Source organism: Pseudomonas sp. NY5710 (assembly GCF_013305665.1).
Taxonomy (GTDB): Bacteria; Pseudomonadota; Gammaproteobacteria; order Pseudomonadales; family Pseudomonadaceae; genus Aquipseudomonas; species Aquipseudomonas juntendi.
Map to the genome: position 1 here is coordinate 4,988,717 of NZ_CP045554.1, position 19,406 is coordinate 5,008,122.

The 19,406-nt window shown below is 64.8% G+C and carries 18 protein-coding genes; 11 read left to right on the forward strand and 7 right to left on the reverse strand.

All coding sequences use genetic code 11. From position 1 onward, the window contains the following. Positions 1 to 68 precede the first annotated feature (68 nt). Entirely contained in the window at positions 69 to 788 is a 720-nt protein-coding gene (locus GEV39_RS22995) for a 16S rRNA (uracil(1498)-N(3))-methyltransferase (protein WP_173891337.1), read from the forward strand. On the opposite strand, the gene trhA is transcribed toward GEV39_RS22995, so the two are convergent. From trhA to GEV39_RS23030, 7 genes are all read right to left on the reverse strand, one after another. Then, complete coding sequence (gene trhA, locus GEV39_RS23000) at positions 789 to 1,406, reverse strand: PAQR family membrane homeostasis protein TrhA (RefSeq protein ID WP_173891338.1); 618 nt, start codon at positions 1,404 to 1,406, stop codon at positions 789 to 791. Between the two features lie 116 nt (positions 1,407 to 1,522). Next, entirely contained in the window at positions 1,523 to 1,984 is a 462-nt protein-coding gene (locus GEV39_RS23005) for a chemotaxis protein CheW (protein WP_054904974.1), read from the reverse strand. Beyond that, entirely contained in the window at positions 1,977 to 6,926 is a 4,950-nt protein-coding gene (locus GEV39_RS23010; RefSeq protein WP_173891339.1) for a hybrid sensor histidine kinase/response regulator, read from the reverse strand. The genes GEV39_RS23005 and GEV39_RS23010 overlap by 8 nt, the downstream gene beginning before the upstream one ends. Positions 6,927 to 6,974: 48 nt before the next feature. Then, the gene (locus tag GEV39_RS23015; RefSeq protein ID WP_249414375.1) at positions 6,975 to 8,999 is read right to left on the reverse strand and encodes a methyl-accepting chemotaxis protein; all 2,025 of its coding nucleotides are present in this window, start codon (positions 8,997 to 8,999) and stop codon (positions 6,975 to 6,977) included. A 47-nt stretch (positions 9,000 to 9,046) separates the two neighbouring features. Next, a complete protein-coding gene (locus tag GEV39_RS23020; RefSeq protein WP_173891341.1) occupies positions 9,047 to 9,601 on the reverse strand; it encodes a chemotaxis protein CheW in 555 nt (184 codons plus the stop codon). Beyond that, on the reverse strand, positions 9,598 to 9,963 hold the full coding sequence (gene pilH, locus GEV39_RS23025) for a twitching motility response regulator PilH (protein WP_012274551.1): 366 nt from the start codon (positions 9,961 to 9,963) through the stop codon (positions 9,598 to 9,600). Before pilH ends, GEV39_RS23020 begins: the two co-directional genes overlap by 4 nt. Before the next feature lie 47 nt (positions 9,964 to 10,010). Beyond that, a complete protein-coding gene (locus GEV39_RS23030; protein WP_173891342.1) occupies positions 10,011 to 10,412 on the reverse strand; it encodes a response regulator in 402 nt (133 codons plus the stop codon). A gap of 242 nt (positions 10,413 to 10,654) precedes the next feature. Between GEV39_RS23030 and gshB the strand changes: the two genes are divergently transcribed. From gshB to GEV39_RS23080, 10 genes are all read left to right on the forward strand, one after another. Then, a complete protein-coding gene (gene gshB, locus GEV39_RS23035; protein WP_173891343.1) occupies positions 10,655 to 11,608 on the forward strand; it encodes a glutathione synthase in 954 nt (317 codons plus the stop codon). A gap of 91 nt (positions 11,609 to 11,699) precedes the next feature. Next, the gene (locus GEV39_RS23040) at positions 11,700 to 12,605 is read left to right on the forward strand and encodes an energy transducer TonB (RefSeq protein ID WP_173891344.1); all 906 of its coding nucleotides are present in this window, start codon (positions 11,700 to 11,702) and stop codon (positions 12,603 to 12,605) included. A 122-nt stretch (positions 12,606 to 12,727) separates the two neighbouring features. Further along, positions 12,728 to 13,297: a YqgE/AlgH family protein gene (locus tag GEV39_RS23045; RefSeq protein ID WP_173891345.1), complete on the forward strand. Its 570-nt coding sequence runs from the start codon at positions 12,728 to 12,730 to the stop codon at positions 13,295 to 13,297. Next, positions 13,297 to 13,722, forward strand: a complete 426-nt coding sequence (gene ruvX / locus GEV39_RS23050) for a Holliday junction resolvase RuvX (protein WP_003249316.1) — start codon at positions 13,297 to 13,299, stop codon at positions 13,720 to 13,722. Before GEV39_RS23045 ends, ruvX begins: the two co-directional genes overlap by 1 nt. 49 nt (positions 13,723 to 13,771) lie before the next feature. Further along, a complete protein-coding gene (gene pyrR, locus GEV39_RS23055; RefSeq protein WP_173891346.1) occupies positions 13,772 to 14,290 on the forward strand; it encodes a bifunctional pyr operon transcriptional regulator/uracil phosphoribosyltransferase PyrR in 519 nt (172 codons plus the stop codon). Positions 14,291 to 14,302: 12 nt separating this feature from the next. After that, a complete protein-coding gene (locus GEV39_RS23060) occupies positions 14,303 to 15,307 on the forward strand; it encodes an aspartate carbamoyltransferase catalytic subunit (RefSeq protein WP_173891347.1) in 1,005 nt (334 codons plus the stop codon). Next, positions 15,304 to 16,575 (forward strand): dihydroorotase, encoded by a 1,272-nt coding sequence (locus tag GEV39_RS23065; RefSeq protein ID WP_173891348.1) that lies wholly within the window; start codon positions 15,304 to 15,306, stop codon positions 16,573 to 16,575. The genes GEV39_RS23060 and GEV39_RS23065 overlap by 4 nt, the downstream gene beginning before the upstream one ends. Before the next feature lie 212 nt (positions 16,576 to 16,787). Next, positions 16,788 to 17,318, forward strand: coding sequence for an ATP-dependent protease subunit HslV (hslV, locus tag GEV39_RS23070; RefSeq protein WP_009682353.1), 531 nt, complete (start codon positions 16,788 to 16,790; stop codon positions 17,316 to 17,318). A gap of 76 nt (positions 17,319 to 17,394) precedes the next feature. After that, positions 17,395 to 18,738 carry an ATP-dependent protease ATPase subunit HslU gene (hslU, locus tag GEV39_RS23075; RefSeq protein WP_173891349.1) on the forward strand — a complete coding sequence of 448 codons (1,344 nt, stop codon included), beginning with the start codon at positions 17,395 to 17,397 and terminating at the stop codon, positions 18,736 to 18,738. Between the two features lie 143 nt (positions 18,739 to 18,881). Further along, entirely contained in the window at positions 18,882 to 19,259 is a 378-nt protein-coding gene (locus GEV39_RS23080) for a gamma-butyrobetaine hydroxylase family protein (RefSeq protein ID WP_029886361.1), read from the forward strand. Positions 19,260 to 19,406 lie beyond the last annotated feature (147 nt).

A 19,406-nucleotide genomic window follows, 5' to 3' on the forward strand; every position in this document is an offset into this window, starting at 1 on the left:
GTGCAGCCCTTTCGCCACACAAGGCCGCTCCTACCCAGGGCGCGTTTCCCTTTGCCAACGAGCACTACATGAGACTGTCCCGCTTTTTCATCGATGCCCCCCTGAGCCTTGGCGAGCATGACCTGCCCGAGGCCCAGGCCCACTATATTGGCCGCGTCTTGCGCATGGCCCCCGGCGACGCCGTGCAGCTGTTTGATGGCAGCGGCCAGGAATACCGTGGCCATTTGCGCGAAGTGGGCAAGAAAACCGTACGCGTCAGCCTCGACCAGGCCTTCGCCGGCCAGGCCGATTCGCCCCTGCACATCCACCTTGGCCAAGGCCTGTCCCGCGGCGAGCGGATGGACTGGGCGATCCAGAAAGCCACCGAACTGGGCGCCAACGCCATCACGCCTATCATCAGCGAGCGCTGCGAAGTGCGCCTCAAAGACGAGCGCGCCGACAAGCGCCTGGCGCACTGGCGCCAGGTGGCAATCAGCGCCTGCGAGCAATGCGGCCGCTCCACCTTGCCGGCCATCAACCCACCCACCACCCTGGCCGAATGGCTGAGCAGCACCCAGGCTGAGCTGAAGCTGGTGCTGCACCCGGTGGCCGAGCCGCTCACAAGCCATGCCAGGCCCGCCACCCTGGCCTTCTTGATCGGCCCTGAAGGCGGCCTTGGCGACGCTGAAGTCGAACAGGCGCAACGCGCAGGCTTCCAGGCCGCACGGCTTGGCCCGCGCGTGCTGCGCACCGAAACCGCACCGGTAGTGGCGCTGTCGGTGGCGCAGCAGTTGTGGGGCGACTTTTAACTAACGCACGTAGAACGACACCGCCACGAAGTGCAAAAGGCTGCCGGCGATCACGAACAGGTGCCAGATACCGTGCGCGTGGCGCAGGCGGCTGTCGAGGGCGAAGAAGATGATGCCCACGGTATAGAACACTCCGCCGGCGGCAAGCCAGGCAAAGCCAGCGGTGCCCAGTGCCTGCAGCAAGGGGTTGACCGCCACCAGTACGATCCAGCCCATCACCGCGTAGATGATGATCGACAGGATCCGCGCTTCGGAACGCGGCTTGATTTCCTGCAACATGCCGATCGCTGCCAGCCCCCAGACCACGCCAAACAGGCTCCAGCCCCACGGGCCATGCAGGCTGACCAGGCAAAACGGCGTATAGCTGCCGGCAATCAGCAGGTAGATCGACAAGTGATCGAGCTTGCGCATGATCACCTTCGCCCGGCCGCGCGTGCTGTGGTAAAGGGTGGAGATGCTGTACAGCAACAGCAAGGTGCTGCCGTAGATGGAGAAACTGACGATCTTCCACGGGTCACCTTGCATACCCGCAACCACGATCAGCCAGATGGCACCGATGCTGGCCAGGATGGCACCGACCAGGTGCGTCCAGGCATTGAAGCGTTCACCGTAATACATGCAAACACAGACCTCTCTAGGAGCGGCTAGTTTCAAGCGGCAAGTTGCAAGCCGATCGCGGTGAAACGAACACCGCCCTCAAGCTCGCAACCTCAAGTTTGAAACTTCAAGCGCTGCTATTGCAATTGCGCGTCACGCACCAGCCTTTCCAGCGCAACCAGGTCCGGCACCCGCGCCACTTGCTCGCCCACCTGCACCGCGGCCAACTCCAGCCGCCCCAGCGCCACGTCCACATAGTTGAGCTGGCTGTCGAGCTTGCAAGAACGCGGAATGTCCTGCAGCAGCAATGCCAGGTAGCGCAGGCCGGTATCGCCCAAGGCATTGAGCACCACCACCCGCGCCCGCTCCCCGCACGGCGTTTCGCCACCGCAGGCAGCCTCGAAACCGATCAGCGGCAGGCGCTGCTGGCGCCAGTCGATCCAGCCCAGGTGCCAGGGCGGGTCGCCGCGCTGGCACAACAGGTTGCGTTGCCCGCTCAACTCGGCCACCGCCACGTTCGGCAGCACCAGGGTCCGGTCACCCAAGGGCAGCAACAACCCGGTCAGGCTGCTGCGCTGGCCGGCAATCAGTTCAAGCATGGGTCTGGCTCCACTGGGCAATACTTTGCAACAGCAACGACTCCTGGTATGGCTTGCCCAGGTATTCGTTCACGCCAATCGCCATGGCCCGGTCGCGGTGCTTCTGCCCGGTACGCGAGGTGATCATGATGATCGGCAGGTCTTTGAGCCGCTCATCACGGCGGATACGCGTAGCGACTTCGAAGCCGTCCATGCGCGGCATCTCGATGTCCAGCAGCAGCACATCGGGGCGGTGCTCCTGCAGCAATGCCATGGCATCGACACCGTCCTTGGCCGTGAGCACGCTCATGCCGTGGCGTTCCAGCAGGCGGCTGGTGACCTTGCGCACCGTAACCGAGTCGTCCACCACCATCACCAGCAAGGCGCGGCGCGGTACCGGGCCGGGCAACTGGCGCGGGTTGCCGCCCCCGGGCAAGCGCGCCAGCCTGCGCTGCTGGCCACGCAGCTGGCCCAGCAAGTCGAGGATCAACACGACCCGCCCATCGCCCAGCAATGTTGCCCCGCAAAGCCCGGCAACGGCGGCAAATTGCGGCCCCAGGCTTTTCACCACGATCTCCCGGCTGGGTGACAAGGCATCGGCCTGGATCGCGAACGACTGCTCCTTGGAATGCACCAGCAGCACCGGCAGCGGCACACTTTGCCCCAGCAAGCTCGGGCGCGGCATGCCTTGCAGCAACTCGCCCAGGTAGCGCAACTCGTATTCGTGGCCGGCATACACATAGCGTGGCGTGTCCAGCTGGTAGCACGCGGCTAGCTCGGCCGGCGGCACGCGGACGATGCCCTCGATGGTATTGAGCGGGATGGCGTACTGTTCCTCGCCCAGGTGCACCATCAAGGCGCGGTTGATCGACACCGTGAACGGCAGGCGGATCAGGAACCGCGCGCCTTTGCCCTGGGCCGACTCGATGCTCATCGAACCGCCCAGCTGCTTGACCTCCTCGTGCACCACGTCCATACCCAGGCCGCGCCCGGAGATCTGGGTAATCTTCTCGGCGGTGGAAAAGCCAGGGCGCAGGATGAACTGCAGGATCTCGTGGTCGCTCAAGTGCGCCTGCGGGTCCAGCAAGCCGCGTTTGATCGCCTTGCGCCGTACAGCCTCAAGTGGCACGCCGGCACCATCGTCGGTCATTTCGATGACGATATCGGCGCCTTCGTGCAGCAAGTTCAGGTGGATGGTACCCAGCTCCGGCTTGCCCGCTGCCAAGCGCATTTCGCGGCTTTCCAAGCCATGGTCCACGGCGTTGCGCAGCATGTGCTCCAGCGGCGCCACCATGCGTTCGAGCACGCTGCGGTCCAGTTCGCCCTCAGCGTTGCCGACCACCAGCTCGACCTGCTTGCCCAGCTCGCTGGCCACCTGTCGCACCACCCGCTGCAAACGCGGTACCAGGCGTTCGAAAGGCACCATCAGGGTGGCGGTCAGGCCCTCCTGCAACTGGCTGTTCACCCGCGCCTGTTGCTGCAGCAGGCTGTGCGCCTCCTGGGCGCGCTGGGCCAGGGTTTCTTTCAGGTCGAGCAGGTCCGAGGCAGACTCGAACAGTGCCCGCGACAGCTGCTGCAACTGCGAATGGCGGTCAAGCTCCAGCGGGTCGAAATCGTCGTAGGCATCGCCCTCGAACGGCTGGCGGCTGGAGATCCGCCCCTGGGTCTCGATATCCAGGCGCAGCAACTGGTCGCGCATGCGCTCCAGGGTGGTTTCCATTTCGTTGAGGGCAAACTGCGCATCGTTGACCTGCTGCTCGATGCGCCCACGGATGATCGAATGCTCACCTGCCAGGTTACCCAGGTCGTCGAGCAGTTCGGCATCGACCTTGACCATGTCGCCGGCGGCGCGCTCGGGTGCCGCTGCCGGCACTTCGGCAGCGCTGGCATCTTGCGGCCCCTGGCCTGCGGCACTGTCGGTCAGTGCCGCGCTGCTGAAATTGCGTATGTAGTCGATCAGCGCCGTGGCCGCGTGCAGCGGCTGCCCCAGGCGCACGGCGTCGAGCATATGGGCCAGGCGATCGTGGCAGTTCTGCAGCAAGGCGAACAACGGCGCGCTGGGTGGCAGGCGGCCGGCGGCCAGCAGTTCGTAGAGAAATTCAAGCTCATGGGCAAGGTCGCCGATCGGGGTGATTTCGACCATGCGCGCCACGCCCTTGAGGGTGTGCAGGTCGCGCATCAGGTTGTCCACCTCGACGCTGCTGCGCGGGTCGGCTTGCCAGCGGGCCAGGGCTGCAGCGGCGCTTTCGACGATGTCCGAGCTTTCTTCGAGGAATACCTCCAACAACTCCTCGCCAGGGCTTTCGGCCTCCTCGACCTGGGGCTCGGCCACTTCCGGCGGCATTGACGGGCGTGGCAAGCCCAGGCCCAAGGCGTCGGTCAGGTCCATGTCCGGGTGCAGCGGGGTGACCGCGTCGATACCCACCAGGCCGGTGGCATCCGGGGCCAGCGCCTGGTCCAGCAGCGCACGCAGGCGCTCGACCAGTTCCGGGCGCGGCGCTACATCCTGGCCGGCCGCCACTTCATCGAGCATGTCCATCAGGGCTTCATGGGCGCCCTGGGCAAGGGCGAAGAAACCTGCATCGGCAGCCAGGCTGCCCTCTTCCACGGCACCATAGAGGTCGAGCAGGGCCTCGCACAAGTCATCCATTGGGCGAAGGTCGGCCAGGTGCGCGGCATGGCCCAGCGTGGTCATTTCATCCAGCAGGGTGTCCAGCGCATCGCGTTGGCCGGGCTGCTGCTGCCAGCGCGACAGCAATGACTCGGCGTTGAGCAGGGTATCCGTCGCTTGCGCGAGGAAATTGGCCACCCACTGCGGGTCATGCCTGCCGCGCCGCTGCTGCCGAGGGTCGGCATGCAGGCTGGCCAGCCGCTCGTCCACTGCCTGGCCAACCCGCTCGATCAGTTCCGGGGCCCCGGCAATGGCGGCCAGTGGGGTGCTGTCCAGTTGTGCCAGGCCCAGCTGGAACAACGCGCGGGCAGCCTCAAGCCACTCGACTTCAGCCATCTGCAGCGGTAACTGGTGGCCTTTGTATTCGCGTACCAGGCGGTCGAAGGCCGTGGCCAGTTCGGCAAGCGGCATCACCCCGGCCATGGCGGCGCTGCCCTTGAGCGTGTGCAAGGCACGTTGCAGGTCATCGCTGACCGGCGTGTCATGGCCGCCTGCACCCTGCAGGAAGGCGTCGAGACTGGCCAGGTGGCCTTGCGCTTCGCTGCGGAAGATGTCCAGCAACTGCGGGTCGAGGCCATCGAGGTCGGCGACCGCGGGTGGGTCGTTTTCAGCCAGGCCATGCAGATGCCCAGCCAGTTGTTCGATGTCGCTCAGCTGCGGTAACTGGCCTGCGGCAAAGTCGGCCAGCAGGTCTGGCAACTGCACGAAGGCCTGCTGCAGCGCCACCACGCCCTGGGCGCTGAGCGCACTGCGGCCTTCGATTACCCGGTTCAGCAAGTGTTCGGCGCCCCAGGCCAGTTCAGCCACAGCTTCGGCATGGACCATGCGCCCACTGCCTTTTAGCGTGTGCAAGGCGCGCCGAACATCGCCCAACGCTGCCGTCTGCTGGTTATCGGCACGCCAGCGCAGCCAGTGGCGCTCGATTTCTGGTAGCAGCTCACCGGCCTCTTCGAGGAACACTTCGCGCAGCTCATCATCGATGCCATCGCTGCTGTAGTCGGCGCCCTCAGTGGCGGTGGGTTGCGTACACTGCACCCCAAGCGCAGCCAAGCTGGCCCGTGCGATGTCGATGAAGGGCTGGCCATCGGCCAGCGGATCGGCTACGCGCCATTGCAGATAACACTCGGCCGCGCTCAGGGCCTGCGCCAGGTGAGCCAGCTCATCGGCCGGCGGCTCCACTTCCAGGTGTTGCAGCCAACCCTGCACATAATCGGCACACCCCCCAAACAGCTCGGCCACCGCGGGCAGCATCAACATGGCCAGTGCCCCGCGAACCTGCTGCAACAACCCCGGCAGGGGTTGCAGGCGCTGCGGCGGCCAGCCGGACTCCAGGCAATCGCCAATCAGGTCCTTGGCCTGCTGCAGCACATTCAGCGACTCATTCAGCACCAACTGGCGAATCTCGGCCAGGTCCGAGCCAGCCAGGCCGCCCTGGCCGTTTTCTTCCAACGGGCCGACCATGCCGTTGAGGGTAGCCTCCACGTACAGCAGCGCACCTGCCACATCCATCAGCACCGCATCGTCCACGGCGCGCGCACCCTCGGCCAGCGCCTGCAAGGCCAGCACCTGGTCGATGATCACCCGCCGTGGCTGCTGAAAGCCCAGCACGGCGAGGGTATCGGCGACATGCCGCAGGGGCGCCAGCAAAGCGTCAAGCTGTTCACGGTGCAGGCGGTCGCCCCGCACGAACTGGTCGAGCCGCTCCTTGATGCGCATCAGGTCGTCGCACAGCGCGGTCACTACCGAGCGCAAGGCATCCTTGCCCGGCCCGGCCTGCAGCTGATCACGCCAATTGCCCAGCGACAGATCGAGGTTGGCCAGGTCATCGGCACCGGCGAAGCGGTGCGCCGTGCCGCTGATCAGGCTGGCCTGGGCCAGCGGCTCGACACCCCGGCAGGCGCGCAATTGGTTGAGCAACGGCAGCATGACCAATGGCAGGTCATGGCGCGCGCCACGCAAGCGCTCAAGGTACGCCGGTAATTGCTCAAGGCCGCGGAACAATGCGCCCAGGCAATCCCCGCGCGGGCTGACCTGGCCATCGGCCAAGGCCTTGGCGAACAGCTCCAGCTCTTCGGCCAGGCGTGTTGCGCCGCGCAATTCGAGCATGCGAAGGCAACCATGCACCTGGTGCAGGTTGTCGACCACGAAGGCCAGCCTCGACAGCTCGCCCGGCTCGCCGGCAAAGCGCTCCAGCGCCTGGCGGGCCTGGCCCAGGCAATCGAGGATGGCGGCCTTGGTCCAGGCCAGCGCTACGGTATCGTGGCGCTCGGGGCTTAGTGTTGCTACAGCCATGGGCACTCCTCAGCGCGGCATATCAGTACGGCTCATCGCAAGGCCGGTTCACTTGGGCTCGGCAGGTGGTGGCAAGGTGAAGCCAGACACCGAACGGCGCATCTCGCTGGCCATGCGCGCCAGGTGGCGAATACTGTCGGCGGTCGCACCAGAACCGGCGGAAGTCTGCGCAGTGATCTGCTGGATCACCGCCATGGTGTGGGAAATCTGCCCAGCCGAAGAGGTCTGCAACTGAGCGGCGTCGGAAATGCTGTGGATAAGGTCGGCAAGGTTCTGCGACACCCCTTCGATCTCGGCCAGCGCCACCCCGGCATCCTGGGCCAGGCGGGCACCGCGCACCACCTCGGCGGTGGTTTGCTCCATGGATATGACGGCTTCGTTGGTGTCGGCCTGGATGGTGCGCACCAACGCCTCGATCTGGCGGGTGGCCGACGACGAGCGCTCGGCCAGGCGCTGCACTTCGTCGGCGACCACGGCAAAGCCGCGCCCGGCTTCGCCCGCCAGCGAGGCCTGGATCGCCGCATTCAGGGCAAGGATATTGGTCTGGTCGGCGATATCGTCGATCAGGCTGACGATATCGCCGATTTCCTGGGACGACTCGCCCAGCCGCTTGATGCGCTTGGCGGTGTCCTGGATCTGCTCGCGAATGTTGTCCATGCCGTTGATGGTGTTGTGCACCACCTCGTTGCCCTTGTTGGCGATGGCCACCGACCGCTCGGCAACTTTGGCAGATTCATAGGCATGTGCGGAAACCCGGTCGATCGACTCGACCATGTCGCCCACCGCCTCGGACGCCTCGCTGATCTGCTCGGCCTGCTGCTCGGAGGCCTTGGCCAGCTGCCGCGCGGTGTTCTGCGTATCCTGCACAGCGGCGGCAACCTGCACCGCACTGTGGTTGATGGTAGCGACCAGGTCACGCAGCTGGTCGACCGAATAGTTGATTGAGTCGGCAATGGCGCCGGTGAAGTCTTCGGTGACCGAAACCGTCACCGTCAGGTCGCCATCGGCCAGCTCTTCGATTTCATCGAGCAGGCGCATGATTGCCTGTTGGTTGCGTTCGTTTTTTTCTGCCGTCTCACGCAGCTGGCGGTTGGTGGTACGCACCATCACCAGGCCGATGAGGATGATCGAAGCCAGGGCCAGCAGGCCCAGGGCGTAGCCACCCACGGTATCGAGGGTGCGCCCGCCGGCCAGGTTTTCAAAACCGTTGGCCAGGTGCGAGGCCTCGTCGAGCAAGGTTTGCGACAGGCTGAAGATATTGCCCGCCGCCTCGCGCACCCGGAACAGCTCTGGGGAGGTTTCAAGAATTTCGTCCACCGAACCGGCAACGAACTGGAACAGCTCGGCAATTTCGGCCAACCGGGCACGGGCGTCGGCATCTGCAACACGGGTCACCTGGATGCCCGCATCGCCGTTGAGCATCCCTTCGAGCACCTGGCCGAAGCGCCCGGCATCACGCCCGAAAGCATCGGCCGCCTGGGCTGCCGCGTCATCACCGGCCAGCACCGTGTTGACCGAGCCGAGGATCCGCTCGGCCAGCAACAACTGGCGCTGGGCCACCGCCACCTGGTTGGCCGGGGCGCCGCTCTGCAGCAGGATCTCGACGACCTTTTCGTACTCCACCTGCAGTTGCGGCACGGTTTCGGCCAGGGTCGCCGCCACCTGGTGCAGCGACAGCACCGTCTGTTCACTGGCCAGGATGGTATCGGTGTTCTTGCGCAGGTTTTCCCAGTCACGCCGCACCGCTTCCATTTCATCACGCACGGTGGGCGGCGCCGGCGGCAAGCCGGTGGCCTTGTCACCTTGGCGTAGGTAGCCCCAGCGCCGCTCGAAATCGTTGCGCGCATCCGACAGCAACTTGAACGCCAACGCCTTGCCTGCAGCCGCTTCGGTGGCGTTCTTGGCGATGCGTTGTGACAGCACGCGCAACTCGCCGGCATGGCCGATGTACTGCTTGTCGTAATTGGACTGGGTGTTCAGGTAGGCGAAATTGGCGAACAGCAGGATGATCGACAGGATCAGGATCAGGAACAGCACGGTGATCTGCGCGATGCTGCGGGTACGTGGGGTCACGGTGGTGGCCGTGACGGGGGCGGCGGGTGTGTTCACGTTCGCAGGTCCTATAACGCCACATCGAGAAAACCCGGCGCCTGGGCCAGGGCGAAGGGGCTGAAGATCGCCCAATTGCGTTCACGCGGGAAGTGCCCCTGCACAAAGCGGGCAGCCGCGCGGATCAATGGCTGCGGCGGCGACAGCTGCAGGCTGTCGAGGGCAAAGTGCTGCAGGCCGAGCACCTCGTCTACCAGCAGGCCGACGAACAGGTCTTCATGGTCCAGCACCAGCACCCGGCGCTGCTTGCCCGGGGCGACGTGGCCCAGGCCAAAGAAGCTGCTCAGGTCCATTACCGGCAACAGCCGGCCACGCAGGTTGGCTACCCCGCAGACCCACGGCTGCACACCGGGGACGCGGCTGCTGCGCGGTTCGCGCAGCACCTCGGCCACTTCGCCCATGGGCGCGACGAACCACTGCCCGGCAATGCGAAAGCCGATGCCGCTCCATTCCTGCAGGCGATTGTCCTGCGGCGGCTGGTCGGCGACCAGCAAACGGCAGCGCCGGTCAATGTCCAGCAACAGCTCGAAGGCGGTCAGCGACGCACCCTGCGGGCGGGTGGTCAAGCCCCCAGCACTTCTTTGAGTTTGGCGATCAGCGCGTCTTCTTCCACCGGTTTGGTGAGGAAGTCGCGGGCGCCCTGGCGCGTGGCCCAGATACGGTCGGTTTCCTGGTCCTTGGTGGTCACCACGATCACCGGGATGGCGCTGGTTTCCGGGTCCTTGCTGAGCTGGCGGGTGGCCTGGAAGCCGTTCATGCCGGGCATGACGATGTCCATCAGCACGGCATCGGGCTTGTCCTGCCGGGCCAGGGCCACGCCGTCGGCACCGTTGCTGGCCTTGAGCACCTGGTAGCCGTGCTTTTCCAGCCATTCGGTCAAGCGGTACATCTCTGTCGGCGAGTCGTCGACAATCAGAACTCGGGCCATGCTGGTTCCCCATCAGGAAAGTAGGACCGTGCCATGGCGGGGCGCGGTCAGGGTGCGTGTTGTTGAGGTGCGGCAAAGCCGGGCACATGGGAGCGGATTGCGTCGAGCAGTTCTTCCTTGCTGAACGGTTTGGTCAGGAACTGATCGGAGCCGACCACCCGGCCGCGGGCCTTGTCGAACAGGCCGTCGCGCGACGACAGCAAAATCACCGGGGTGTCCTTGAATGCGCTGTTGTGCTTGATGATTGCGCAGGTCTGGTAGCCGTCCAGGCGCGGCATCAGCACATCAACGAAGATGATGCCAGGCTGGTGGTCGACGATCTTGGCCAGGGCATCGAAGCCATCGCTGGCGGTGATGACCTCGCAGCCCGCTTCACCGAGCAACATCTGCGCGGTGCGGCGGATCGTGCGCGAATCGTCGATCACCATCACCTTCAGGGGTTGTTCCATAGACGCCTACCAATGGGAATTTAGCTGCAAGTTGCAAGCAGCAAGTTACAAGAAAAAGCCAATCGGCGCGTGACCGCTTTTCTCTTGAGGCTTGTAGCTAAAGGCTTGCAGCTGCATTTTTAGCACACTCCGGGTGGCCGTTCCATCTGCGCCGCCCCTTGACCGGCGGCGTTCGCAGCGCCACCCTGAGCCACTTTTCTTTCGAGCCATCGCGGCCACGCGCCGCCAAGAGGAACCACCCCATGAGCGTTCGCCTCGGCATTGTCATGGACCCCATCGCGTCCATCTCCTACAAAAAGGACAGTTCGCTGGCCATGCTGCTGGCCGCCCAGGCACGCGGCTGGAGCCTGTTCTACATGGAACAGCACGACCTGTATCAGGGCGAAGGCAAGGCCCGTGCGCGCATGCGCCCGCTGAAAGTGTTCGCCGACCCGGCCCGCTGGTTCGAGCTGGGTGAGGAACAGGACAGCACCCTGGCCGAGCTGGATGTGATCCTGATGCGCAAGGACCCGCCGTTCGACATGGAGTTCGTCTACAGCACCTACCTGCTGGAGCAAGCCGAGAACGATGGCGTGCTGGTGGTCAACCGCCCGCAAAGCCTGCGTGACTGCAACGAAAAGCTGTTTGCCACGCTGTTCCCGCAGTGCACGCCACCCACGCTGGTCAGCCGCCGCCCGGACATCATCCGCGAGTTCGCGGCCAAGCATGGCGATGTAATCCTCAAGCCACTGGATGGCATGGGCGGCACGTCGATCTTCCGCCACCGGGTGGGCGACCCGAACCTGTCGGTGATCCTCGAAACCCTGACCGCGCTGGGTGCCCAGCAGATCATGGCGCAAGCCTACCTGCCGGCGATCAAGGACGGCGACAAGCGCATCCTGATGATCGACGGCGAGCCGGTCGACTACTGCCTGGCGCGCATTCCGGCCAGCGGCGAAACCCGTGGCAACCTGGCTGCCGGTGGCCGCGGCGAGGCGCGCCCGCTGAGCGACCGGGACCGCTGGATTGCCGCCCAGGTGGGGCCAACCCTGCGCGAGAAAGGCCTGTTGTTCGTGGGCCTCGACGTGATCGGCGATTACCTCACCGAGATCAACGTCACCAGCCCGACCTGCATTCGCGAAATCGACAACGCCTACAACACCGATATCGGCGGCAAGCTGATGGATGCCATTGATCGCCAGTTACAGGCGCGCTGACCGCCGACGCACGGCATTTACCCGGAGTGGGGTATGATGCGGGTCCTATTTGCCTGGCCTGCTGCCCCGCCCTGCGGTTGCTGGATACCCGATGACGCTGCCCGCTGACATCCCTTCCGACCTGCTGCCCCCACGCGTTCGCCCTGTGGACCGGCTCGGTTTCACGCTGTTCCTGGCTGTGCTGGTGCACCTGGCGCTGATCCTCGGCGTCGGTTTCACCGTGGTCAAGCCTGCCGAAATCCGCCATACCATGGACATTACCCTGGCCACCTTCAAAAGCGAAAAACCGCCGGAGAAAGCTGATTTCCAGGCCCAGGACAACCAGCAAGGCAGCGGCACCCTGGACAAGAAGGCCGTGCCCAAGACCACCGAGCTGGCGCCGTTCCAGGACAGCAAGATCAACAAGATCACCCCCCCACCGACAGCCAAACCGGAAGTAGTGCCGCCACCAACCCCGCAGAAGTCGGCGGTGGTGACCAACGCACCCAAGGCGCACAAGGTCGAGCCCAAGCCCAAGCCCAGCAAGGCCCAACCCAAGCCCGCCGCGCCCGCCCCGGACTTCGACAGCTCGCAGCTGTCCAGCCAGATCGCCAGCCTGGAGGCAGAGCTGTCCAACGAACAGCAACTGTACGCCAAGCGCCCGCGCATCCACCGCCTGAACGCTGCCTCGACCATGCGCGACAAGGGCGCCTGGTACAAGGAAGAGTGGCGCAAGAAAGTCGAGCGGGTGGGCAACCTCAACTACCCCGACGAGGCGCGCCGGCAGCAGATCTACGGCAACCTGCGCATGATGGTCTCGATCAACCGCGACGGCTCGCTGTACGAAGTGCTGGTACTGGAGTCGTCCGGGCAGCCGGTGCTGGACCAGGCAGCGCAGCGTATCGTGCGGCTGGCGGCGCCGTTCGCACCGTTTACCGGGGACCTGGCCGAGTTCGACCGCCTGGAGATCATCCGCACCTGGCGCTTTGCCCGTGGGGACCGTTTGTCCAGTAATTGAACCAGGGCCGCTGCGCGCCCCTGTGGGCGCCGGCTTGTCGGCGATGGGCTGCGCAGCAGCCCTCAAATCAGGCATACCGAGAACCTTGTCAGCCTCGCCACCTGGCGCCACACTACTACCCCATGAAAAACCTCACGCCGAGCTACCTCAAGCATCAGTTCCTGATCGCCATGCCGCACATGGCCGATCCGAACTTCGCCCAGACCCTCACGTACATTGTCGAGCACAACGCCCATGGCGCCATGGGCCTGGTAGTGAATCGGCCGCAGGAACTGAGCCTGGCCGATATTCTCGAGCAATTGCGCCCGGACGAAACGCCGCCGGACAGCACCTTGCAGGTGCCGATCTACCAGGGCGGCCCGGTGCAGACCGACCGTGGCTTTGTGCTGCACAGCAGCGAGTGCAGTTTCCAGGCGAGCGTGGCGCTGGAAGGGCTGACGCTGAGCACGTCGCAGGACATCCTGCTGGCCATTGCCGCCGGGGTCGGCCCCAAGCAAAGCCTGATCACGCTCGGCTATGCCGGCTGGGAGGCCGGCCAGCTGGAAGCGGAGCTGGCCGACAATGCCTGGCTCAACTGCCCGTTCGACCCGCAAATCATTTTTGAAATGGCCAGTGACCTGCGCCTGGAGGCCGCCGCCGCCAGCCTGGGCATCAACCTGCACCTGCTGACCAGCCAGGCGGGCCACGCCTGATGGCCGAACTACGCCTGCTGCTGGGTTTCGACTATGGCAGCAAACAGATCGGTGTGGCCGTCGGCCAGGTCATCACCGGCCAGGCCCGTGAGCTGTGCACGCTGAAGGCGCAGAACGGCGTGCCGGACTGGGCCCAGGTGGAAAAGCTGATTGCCGAATGGAAGCCGGACGCCATCGTCGTCGGCCTGCCATTGAACATGGACGGCACGCCCAGCGAAATGAGCGCCCGCGCCGAAAAATTTGCCCGCCGCCTCAATGGCCGCTTCAACCTGCCCGTGCACACCCACGACGAGCGCCTGACCACCTTCGAGGCCAAAGGCGAGCGCATGGCCCGTGGCGGCCAGCGCGGCAGCTACCGCGACAACCCGGTCGATGCCATCGCCGCGGCCCTGTTGCTGCAAGGCTGGCTGGAGGCCAATACCTGATCATCTTTGCCGCCGGCCACGCCCGGCGCACCCTTCCGAGGAGCCCGCAATGAGCCTACCCAACCCCGCCGAGCTGGTCCGGCAGATGGCTGTCGACCTTCGCGCCCACCTGGCCCGCCGCAGCATCAGCGAGCCGCGTTACATCGGTATTCGTACAGGTGGTGTCTGGGTTGCCCAGGCCCTGCAGGAGGCCATGGCCGACGAGAGTGCCATGGGTACCCTGGACGTCTCGTTCTACCGCGATGACTTCAGCCAGAATGGCCTGCACCCGCAGGTACGCCCGTCCGAGCTGCCGTTCGAAGTCGAAGGTCAGCACCTGGTGTTGGTGGATGACGTGCTGATGAGCGGCCGCACCATCCGCGCGGCGCTCAACGAACTGTTCGATTATGGCCGCCCGGCCAGCGTCACCCTGGTCTGCCTGGTGGACCTGGATGCCGGCGAACTGCCAATCCGCCCGAATGTGGTCGGCGCCACCCTGTCGCTGGCCCCCGATGAACGGGTAAAATTGACCGGACCCGCACCGCTCGCCCTCGAGCGCCAGGACCTCGCCCCCGCTTCCGCCCTTTAAGAGTCCCCCGCGATGACGCCAATCGACGCCAAGCGCCCGCTGCAGCTCAATGACCAGGGCCAGCTGCGCCACTTCCTCTCGCTTGACGGTTTGCCCCGCGAACTGCTGACCGAGATCCTCGACACCGCCGACTCCTTCCTGGAAGTCGGTGCACGGGCCGTTAAAAAAGTCCCTTTGCTGCGCGGCAAGACCGTGTGCAACGTGTTCTTCGAGAACTCGACCCGTACCCGCACCACCTTCGAACTGGCAGCCCAGCGCCTGTCTGCCGACGTGATCAGCCTCAATGTGTCGACGTCCTCGACCAGCAAGGGCGAGACCTTGTTCGACACCCTGCGCAACCTCGAAGCCATGGCCGCCGACATGTTCGTCGTGCGCCACTCCGACTCGGGCGCGGCGCATTTCATCGCCGAGCACGTGTGCCCGCACGTTGCCGTGATCAACGGTGGTGACGGCCGCCATGCGCACCCGACCCAAGGCATGCTCGACATGCTGACCATCCGTCGCCACAAAGGCAGCTTCGAGAACCTGTCGGTAGCGATCGTCGGCGATATCCTGCACTCGCGGGTTGCCCGCTCCGACATGCTGGCGCTCAAGGCCCTGGGTTGCCCGGACATTCGCGTGATCGGGCCGAAAACCCTGATCCCGATCGGTATCGAGCAGTACGGCGTGAAGGTCTACAGCGACCTCGCCGAGGGCCTGAAGGATGTCGACGTGGTGATCATGCTGCGCCTGCAGCGTGAACGCATGGCCGGTGGCCTGCTGCCCAGCGAAGGCGAGTTCTACCGCCTGTTCGGCCTGACCACGGCCCGTCTGGCCGGGGCCAAGCCGGATGCCATCGTCATGCACCCAGGCCCGATCAACCGGGGCGTGGAGATTGAGTCGGCGGTGGCCGACGGCAAGCATTCGGTGATCCTCAACCAGGTCACCTACGGCATCGCCGTACGCATGGCAGTGCTGTCCATGGCCATGAGCGGGCAAAACGCGCAACGTCAATTCGACCAGGAGAACGCCCAGTGACCATCAGTATTCTTGGCGCCCGGGTCATCGACCCCAACAGCGGCCTGGACCAGGTGACCGACCTGCACCTGGACGGTGGCCGCATTGCTGCCATCGGCGCCGCCCCGGCCGGGTTCAGCGCCAGCCGCACGATCCAGGCGCAAGGCCTGGTTGCCGCGCCTGGCCTGGTCGACCTTGGCGTGGCCCTGCGCGAACCGGGCTTTAGCCGCAAAGGCAACATCGCCAGCGAAACCCGCGCAGCCGTGGCCGGTGGCGTGACCAGCCTGTGCTGCCCACCGCAAACCAAGCCGGTGCTGGACACCTCGGCCGTGGCCGAGCTGATTCTCGACCGTGCCCGCGAAGCGGCCAACAGCAAGGTCTACCCGATCGGCGCCCTGACCAAAGGCCTGGAAGGCGAGCAACTGGCGGAACTGGTGGCCCTGCGTGACACCGGTTGCGTGGCATTCGGCAACGGCCTGAAGGAAATCCCCAACAACCGTACCCTGGCCCGCGCCCTGGAGTATGCCGCCACCTTCGACCTGACCGTGGTGTTCCATTCCCAGGACCGCGATCTGGCCCAGGGCGGCCTGGCCCACGAAGGCGCCATGGCCAGTTTCCTTGGCTTGCCGGGCATTCCGGAAAGCGCCGAAACCGTTGCCTTGGCGCGCAACCTCCTGCTGGTCGAGCAGAGTGGCGTGCGCGCGCACTTCAGCCAGATCACCAGCGCCCGTGGCGCGCGCCTGATCGCCCAGGCCCAGGCACTTGGCCTGCCGGTAACCGCTGACGTGGCGCTGTACCAGCTGATTCTCACCGACGAGTCGCTGCGCGAGTTCTCCAGCCTGTACCACGTGCAGCCACCGCTGCGTACTGCTGCTGACCGTGACGGCCTGCGTGAAGCGGTGAAGTCTGGCGTGATCCAGGCGATTTCCAGCCACCACCAGCCGCACGAACGCGATGCCAAGCTGGCCCCGTTCGGTGCTACCGAGCCGGGTATCAGCAGCGTCGAGCTGCTGCTGCCGCTGGCCATGACCCTGGTGCAGGACGGCCTGCTCGACCTGCCCACCTTGCTCGCGCGCCTGAGCAGCGGCCCGGCTGCCGCCCTGCGCCTGCCTGCGGGTGAGCTGAAGGCAGGCGGCGCGGCCGACCTGGTGCTGTTCGACCCGCAAGCCTCGACCGTTGCCGGCGAGCAATGGCTGTCGCGGGGTGAGAACTGCCCGTTCATCGGCCACTGCCTGCCGGGTGCGGTGCGCTATACCTTGGTCGATGGGCACGTTTGCCACGAGGCCTGAGTAACCCTTTTCGCGGGCACGCCCGCTCCCACAGGATCACCACCATCTCGAAGCATGTGATAACCCTGTGGGAGCGGGCATGCCCGCGAATGCCCTCACACGGCGCCCCCGGCCTGGCGCGACCATTCATCCCCCACGGTTGAAATCCTTCCCCCCACCCCCATATGAGTCTGCATCAGGCACTTTCGCCCCGCTGCGTGGAGACTCTCCCCTTGACCACCATCGTTTCTGTCCGCCGTAACGGCAAAGTCGTCATGGGCGGCGACGGCCAGGTATCCCTCGGCAACACGGTAATGAAAGGCAACGCCAAGAAAGTGCGCCGCCTGTACCACGGCCAGGTCATCGCCGGCTTCGCCGGTGCCACCGCCGACGCTTTCACCCTGTTCGAGCGCTTTGAAGGGCAGCTGGAGAAACACCAGGGCCACCTGATCCGTGCCGCCGTCGAGCTGGCAAAGGAATGGCGTACCGACCGTTCCCTGAGCCGCCTGGAGGCCATGCTGGCCGTGGCCAACAAGGACGCCTCGCTGATCATCACCGGCAACGGCGACGTGGTCGAACCCGAAGATGGCCTGATCGCCATGGGTTCCGGTGGTGCCTACGCCCAGGCTGCCGCCCGCGCACTGCTGAACAAGACCGACCTCTCGGCCCGTGAAATCGCCGAAACCGCCCTGAACATCGCCGGCGACATCTGCGTGTTCACCAACCATAACCTGACCATCGAGGAGCAGGACCTGGCCGACTGACTCAGCTGTTCTGGCGCCCCATCCCGGTGATGGGGCTTTTCCACGCTGACTCATCTGCCCAAGGACCCAATTGATCATGTCCATGACCCCCCGCGAGATCGTCCACGAACTCAACCGCCACATCATCGGCCAGGACGACGCCAAGCGCGCCGTGGCCATTGCCCTGCGCAACCGCTGGCGGCGGATGCAGCTGCCGGCTGAGCTGCGCGCCGAAGTGACGCCGAAGAACATCCTGATGATCGGCCCGACCGGTGTCGGCAAGACCGAAATCGCCCGCCGCCTGGCCAAGCTGGCCAACGCCCCGTTCCTCAAGGTCGAAGCCACCAAGTTCACCGAGGTCGGCTACGTCGGCCGTGATGTCGAGTCGATCATCCGCGACCTGGCCGATGCCGCACTGAAGATGCTGCGCGAGCAGGAGATCATCCGCGTGCGCCACCGCGCAGAAGACGCCGCCGAAGACCGTATCCTCGATGCCCTGCTGCCGCAGGCGCGGGTGACCAACTTCAATGAGGAAGCCGCGCAGACCAGTAGCGACTCCAACACCCGCCAGCTGTTCCGCAAGCGCCTGCGCGAAGGCCAGCTGGATGACAAGGAAATCGAGATCGAAGTCGCCGATGCCGTAGGTGTCGAAATTGCCGCGCCGCCTGGCATGGAAGAAATGACCAACCAGCTGCAAAGCCTGTTCGCCAATATGGGCAAGGGTAAGCGCAAGGCGCGCAAGCTGAAGGTCAAAGAAGCGCTGAAGATGGTCCGCGATGAAGAAGCGGGCCGCCTGGTCAACGAGGAAGAGCTCAAGGCCAAGGCCCTGGAAGCGGTCGAGCAGCACGGTATCGTGTTCATCGACGAAATCGACAAGGTTGCCAAGCGCGGCAATGTGGGCGGTGCCGATGTGTCCCGTGAAGGCGTGCAGCGCGACCTGCTGCCGCTGATCGAAGGCTGCACCGTCAACACCAAGCTGGGTATGGTCAAGACCGACCACATCCTGTTCATTGCCTCGGGCGCGTTCCACCTGAGCAAGCCCAGCGACCTGGTACCCGAACTGCAAGGCCGCCTGCCGATCCGTGTAGAGCTCAAGGCACTGACCCCGGAAGACTTCGAGCGTATTTTGCGCGAGCCGCACGCTTCGCTGACCGAGCAGTACCAGGCGCTGCTGAAAACCGAAGGCCTGAACATCGAGTTCGTCGCCGACGGCATCAAGCGCCTGGCCGAAATTGCCTATCAGGTCAACGAGAAAACCGAGAACATCGGTGCCCGTCGCCTGCATACCCTGCTGGAGCGCCTGCTTGAAGAGGTGTCGTTCAGTGCCGGTGACCTGGCCAGCGCCCATGACGAAACGCCGATCCAGATCGACGCGGCTTATGTGAACAGCCACCTGGGTGAGCTGGCGCAGAACGAAGACCTGTCGCGTTACATCCTGTAAGCGGAAAGCTGCAAGCGACGAGCTGTTCTACGTCGCTTGCAGCACCGCAAAACAGGGCCGTTACATGTCTTGGGCATCACCTCTTGCAGCTTGAGGCTCGAAGCTTGAAGCTTGAGTCTTGTCGCCAAGAAGAGATTCAGCCCATGGCCCGCATGCCCACCGCCATCAACCTGCACAAAGCCTCGAAAACCCTCAGCCTTACCTATGCACCCGGTGAGGTCTACACCCTGCCCGCCGAGTTCCTGCGCGTGCACTCCCCCTCCGCCGAGGTCCAGGGCCACGGCAACCCCATTCTGCAATTCGGCAAGCTCAACGTCGGCCTCAGCGGCATCGAGCCAGCCGGCCAATATGCACTGAAACTGACCTTCGACGACGGCCATGACAGCGGCCTGTTCACCTGGGAATACCTGGAACAGCTGTGCCTGCGCCAAAACGAGCTGTGGGCCGAATACCTCGACGAGCTGCACAAGGCCGGCAAATCCCGCGACCCGGCGGAGTCGGTCGTCAAATTCATGCTCTAGCGCAAGGGCTGCAAGGTTTAGAGCGCATTTTCTAGTTTCATCTGTTTGAATGATTGGCAGACGGCCCAGTGACGGGCCGTCTTGCGCATTACATGAAAGTCGGGTAACCAATGTGAGTGGCAAGTTCCCTGCATCACGCTGCAGGTA

Excerpts from the sequence above, each read along its gene's own strand:
- GEV39_RS22995 (WP_173891337.1), top strand. The coding sequence starts at position 69 with ATGAGACTGTCCCGCTTTTTCATCGATGCCCCCCTGAGCCTTGGCGAG.
- trhA (WP_173891338.1), bottom strand. The coding sequence starts at position 1,406 with ATGTATTACGGTGAACGCTTCAATGCCTGGACGCACCTGGTCGGTGCC.
- GEV39_RS23005 (WP_054904974.1), bottom strand. The coding sequence starts at position 1,984 with ATGCTTGAACTGATTGCCGGCCAGCGCAGCAGCCTGACCGGGTTGTTG.
- GEV39_RS23010 (WP_173891339.1), bottom strand. The coding sequence starts at position 6,926 with ATGGCTGTAGCAACACTAAGCCCCGAGCGCCACGATACCGTAGCGCTG.
- pilH (WP_012274551.1), bottom strand. The coding sequence starts at position 9,963 with ATGGCCCGAGTTCTGATTGTCGACGACTCGCCGACAGAGATGTACCGC.
- GEV39_RS23030 (WP_173891342.1), bottom strand. The coding sequence starts at position 10,412 with ATGGAACAACCCCTGAAGGTGATGGTGATCGACGATTCGCGCACGATC.
- gshB (WP_173891343.1), top strand. The coding sequence starts at position 10,655 with ATGAGCGTTCGCCTCGGCATTGTCATGGACCCCATCGCGTCCATCTCC.
- GEV39_RS23040 (WP_173891344.1), top strand. The coding sequence starts at position 11,700 with ATGACGCTGCCCGCTGACATCCCTTCCGACCTGCTGCCCCCACGCGTT.
- GEV39_RS23045 (WP_173891345.1), top strand. The coding sequence starts at position 12,728 with ATGAAAAACCTCACGCCGAGCTACCTCAAGCATCAGTTCCTGATCGCC.
- ruvX (WP_003249316.1), top strand. The coding sequence starts at position 13,297 with ATGGCCGAACTACGCCTGCTGCTGGGTTTCGACTATGGCAGCAAACAG.
- pyrR (WP_173891346.1), top strand. The coding sequence starts at position 13,772 with ATGAGCCTACCCAACCCCGCCGAGCTGGTCCGGCAGATGGCTGTCGAC.
- GEV39_RS23060 (WP_173891347.1), top strand. The coding sequence starts at position 14,303 with ATGACGCCAATCGACGCCAAGCGCCCGCTGCAGCTCAATGACCAGGGC.
- hslU (WP_173891349.1), top strand. The coding sequence starts at position 17,395 with ATGTCCATGACCCCCCGCGAGATCGTCCACGAACTCAACCGCCACATC.
- GEV39_RS23080 (WP_029886361.1), top strand. The coding sequence starts at position 18,882 with ATGGCCCGCATGCCCACCGCCATCAACCTGCACAAAGCCTCGAAAACC.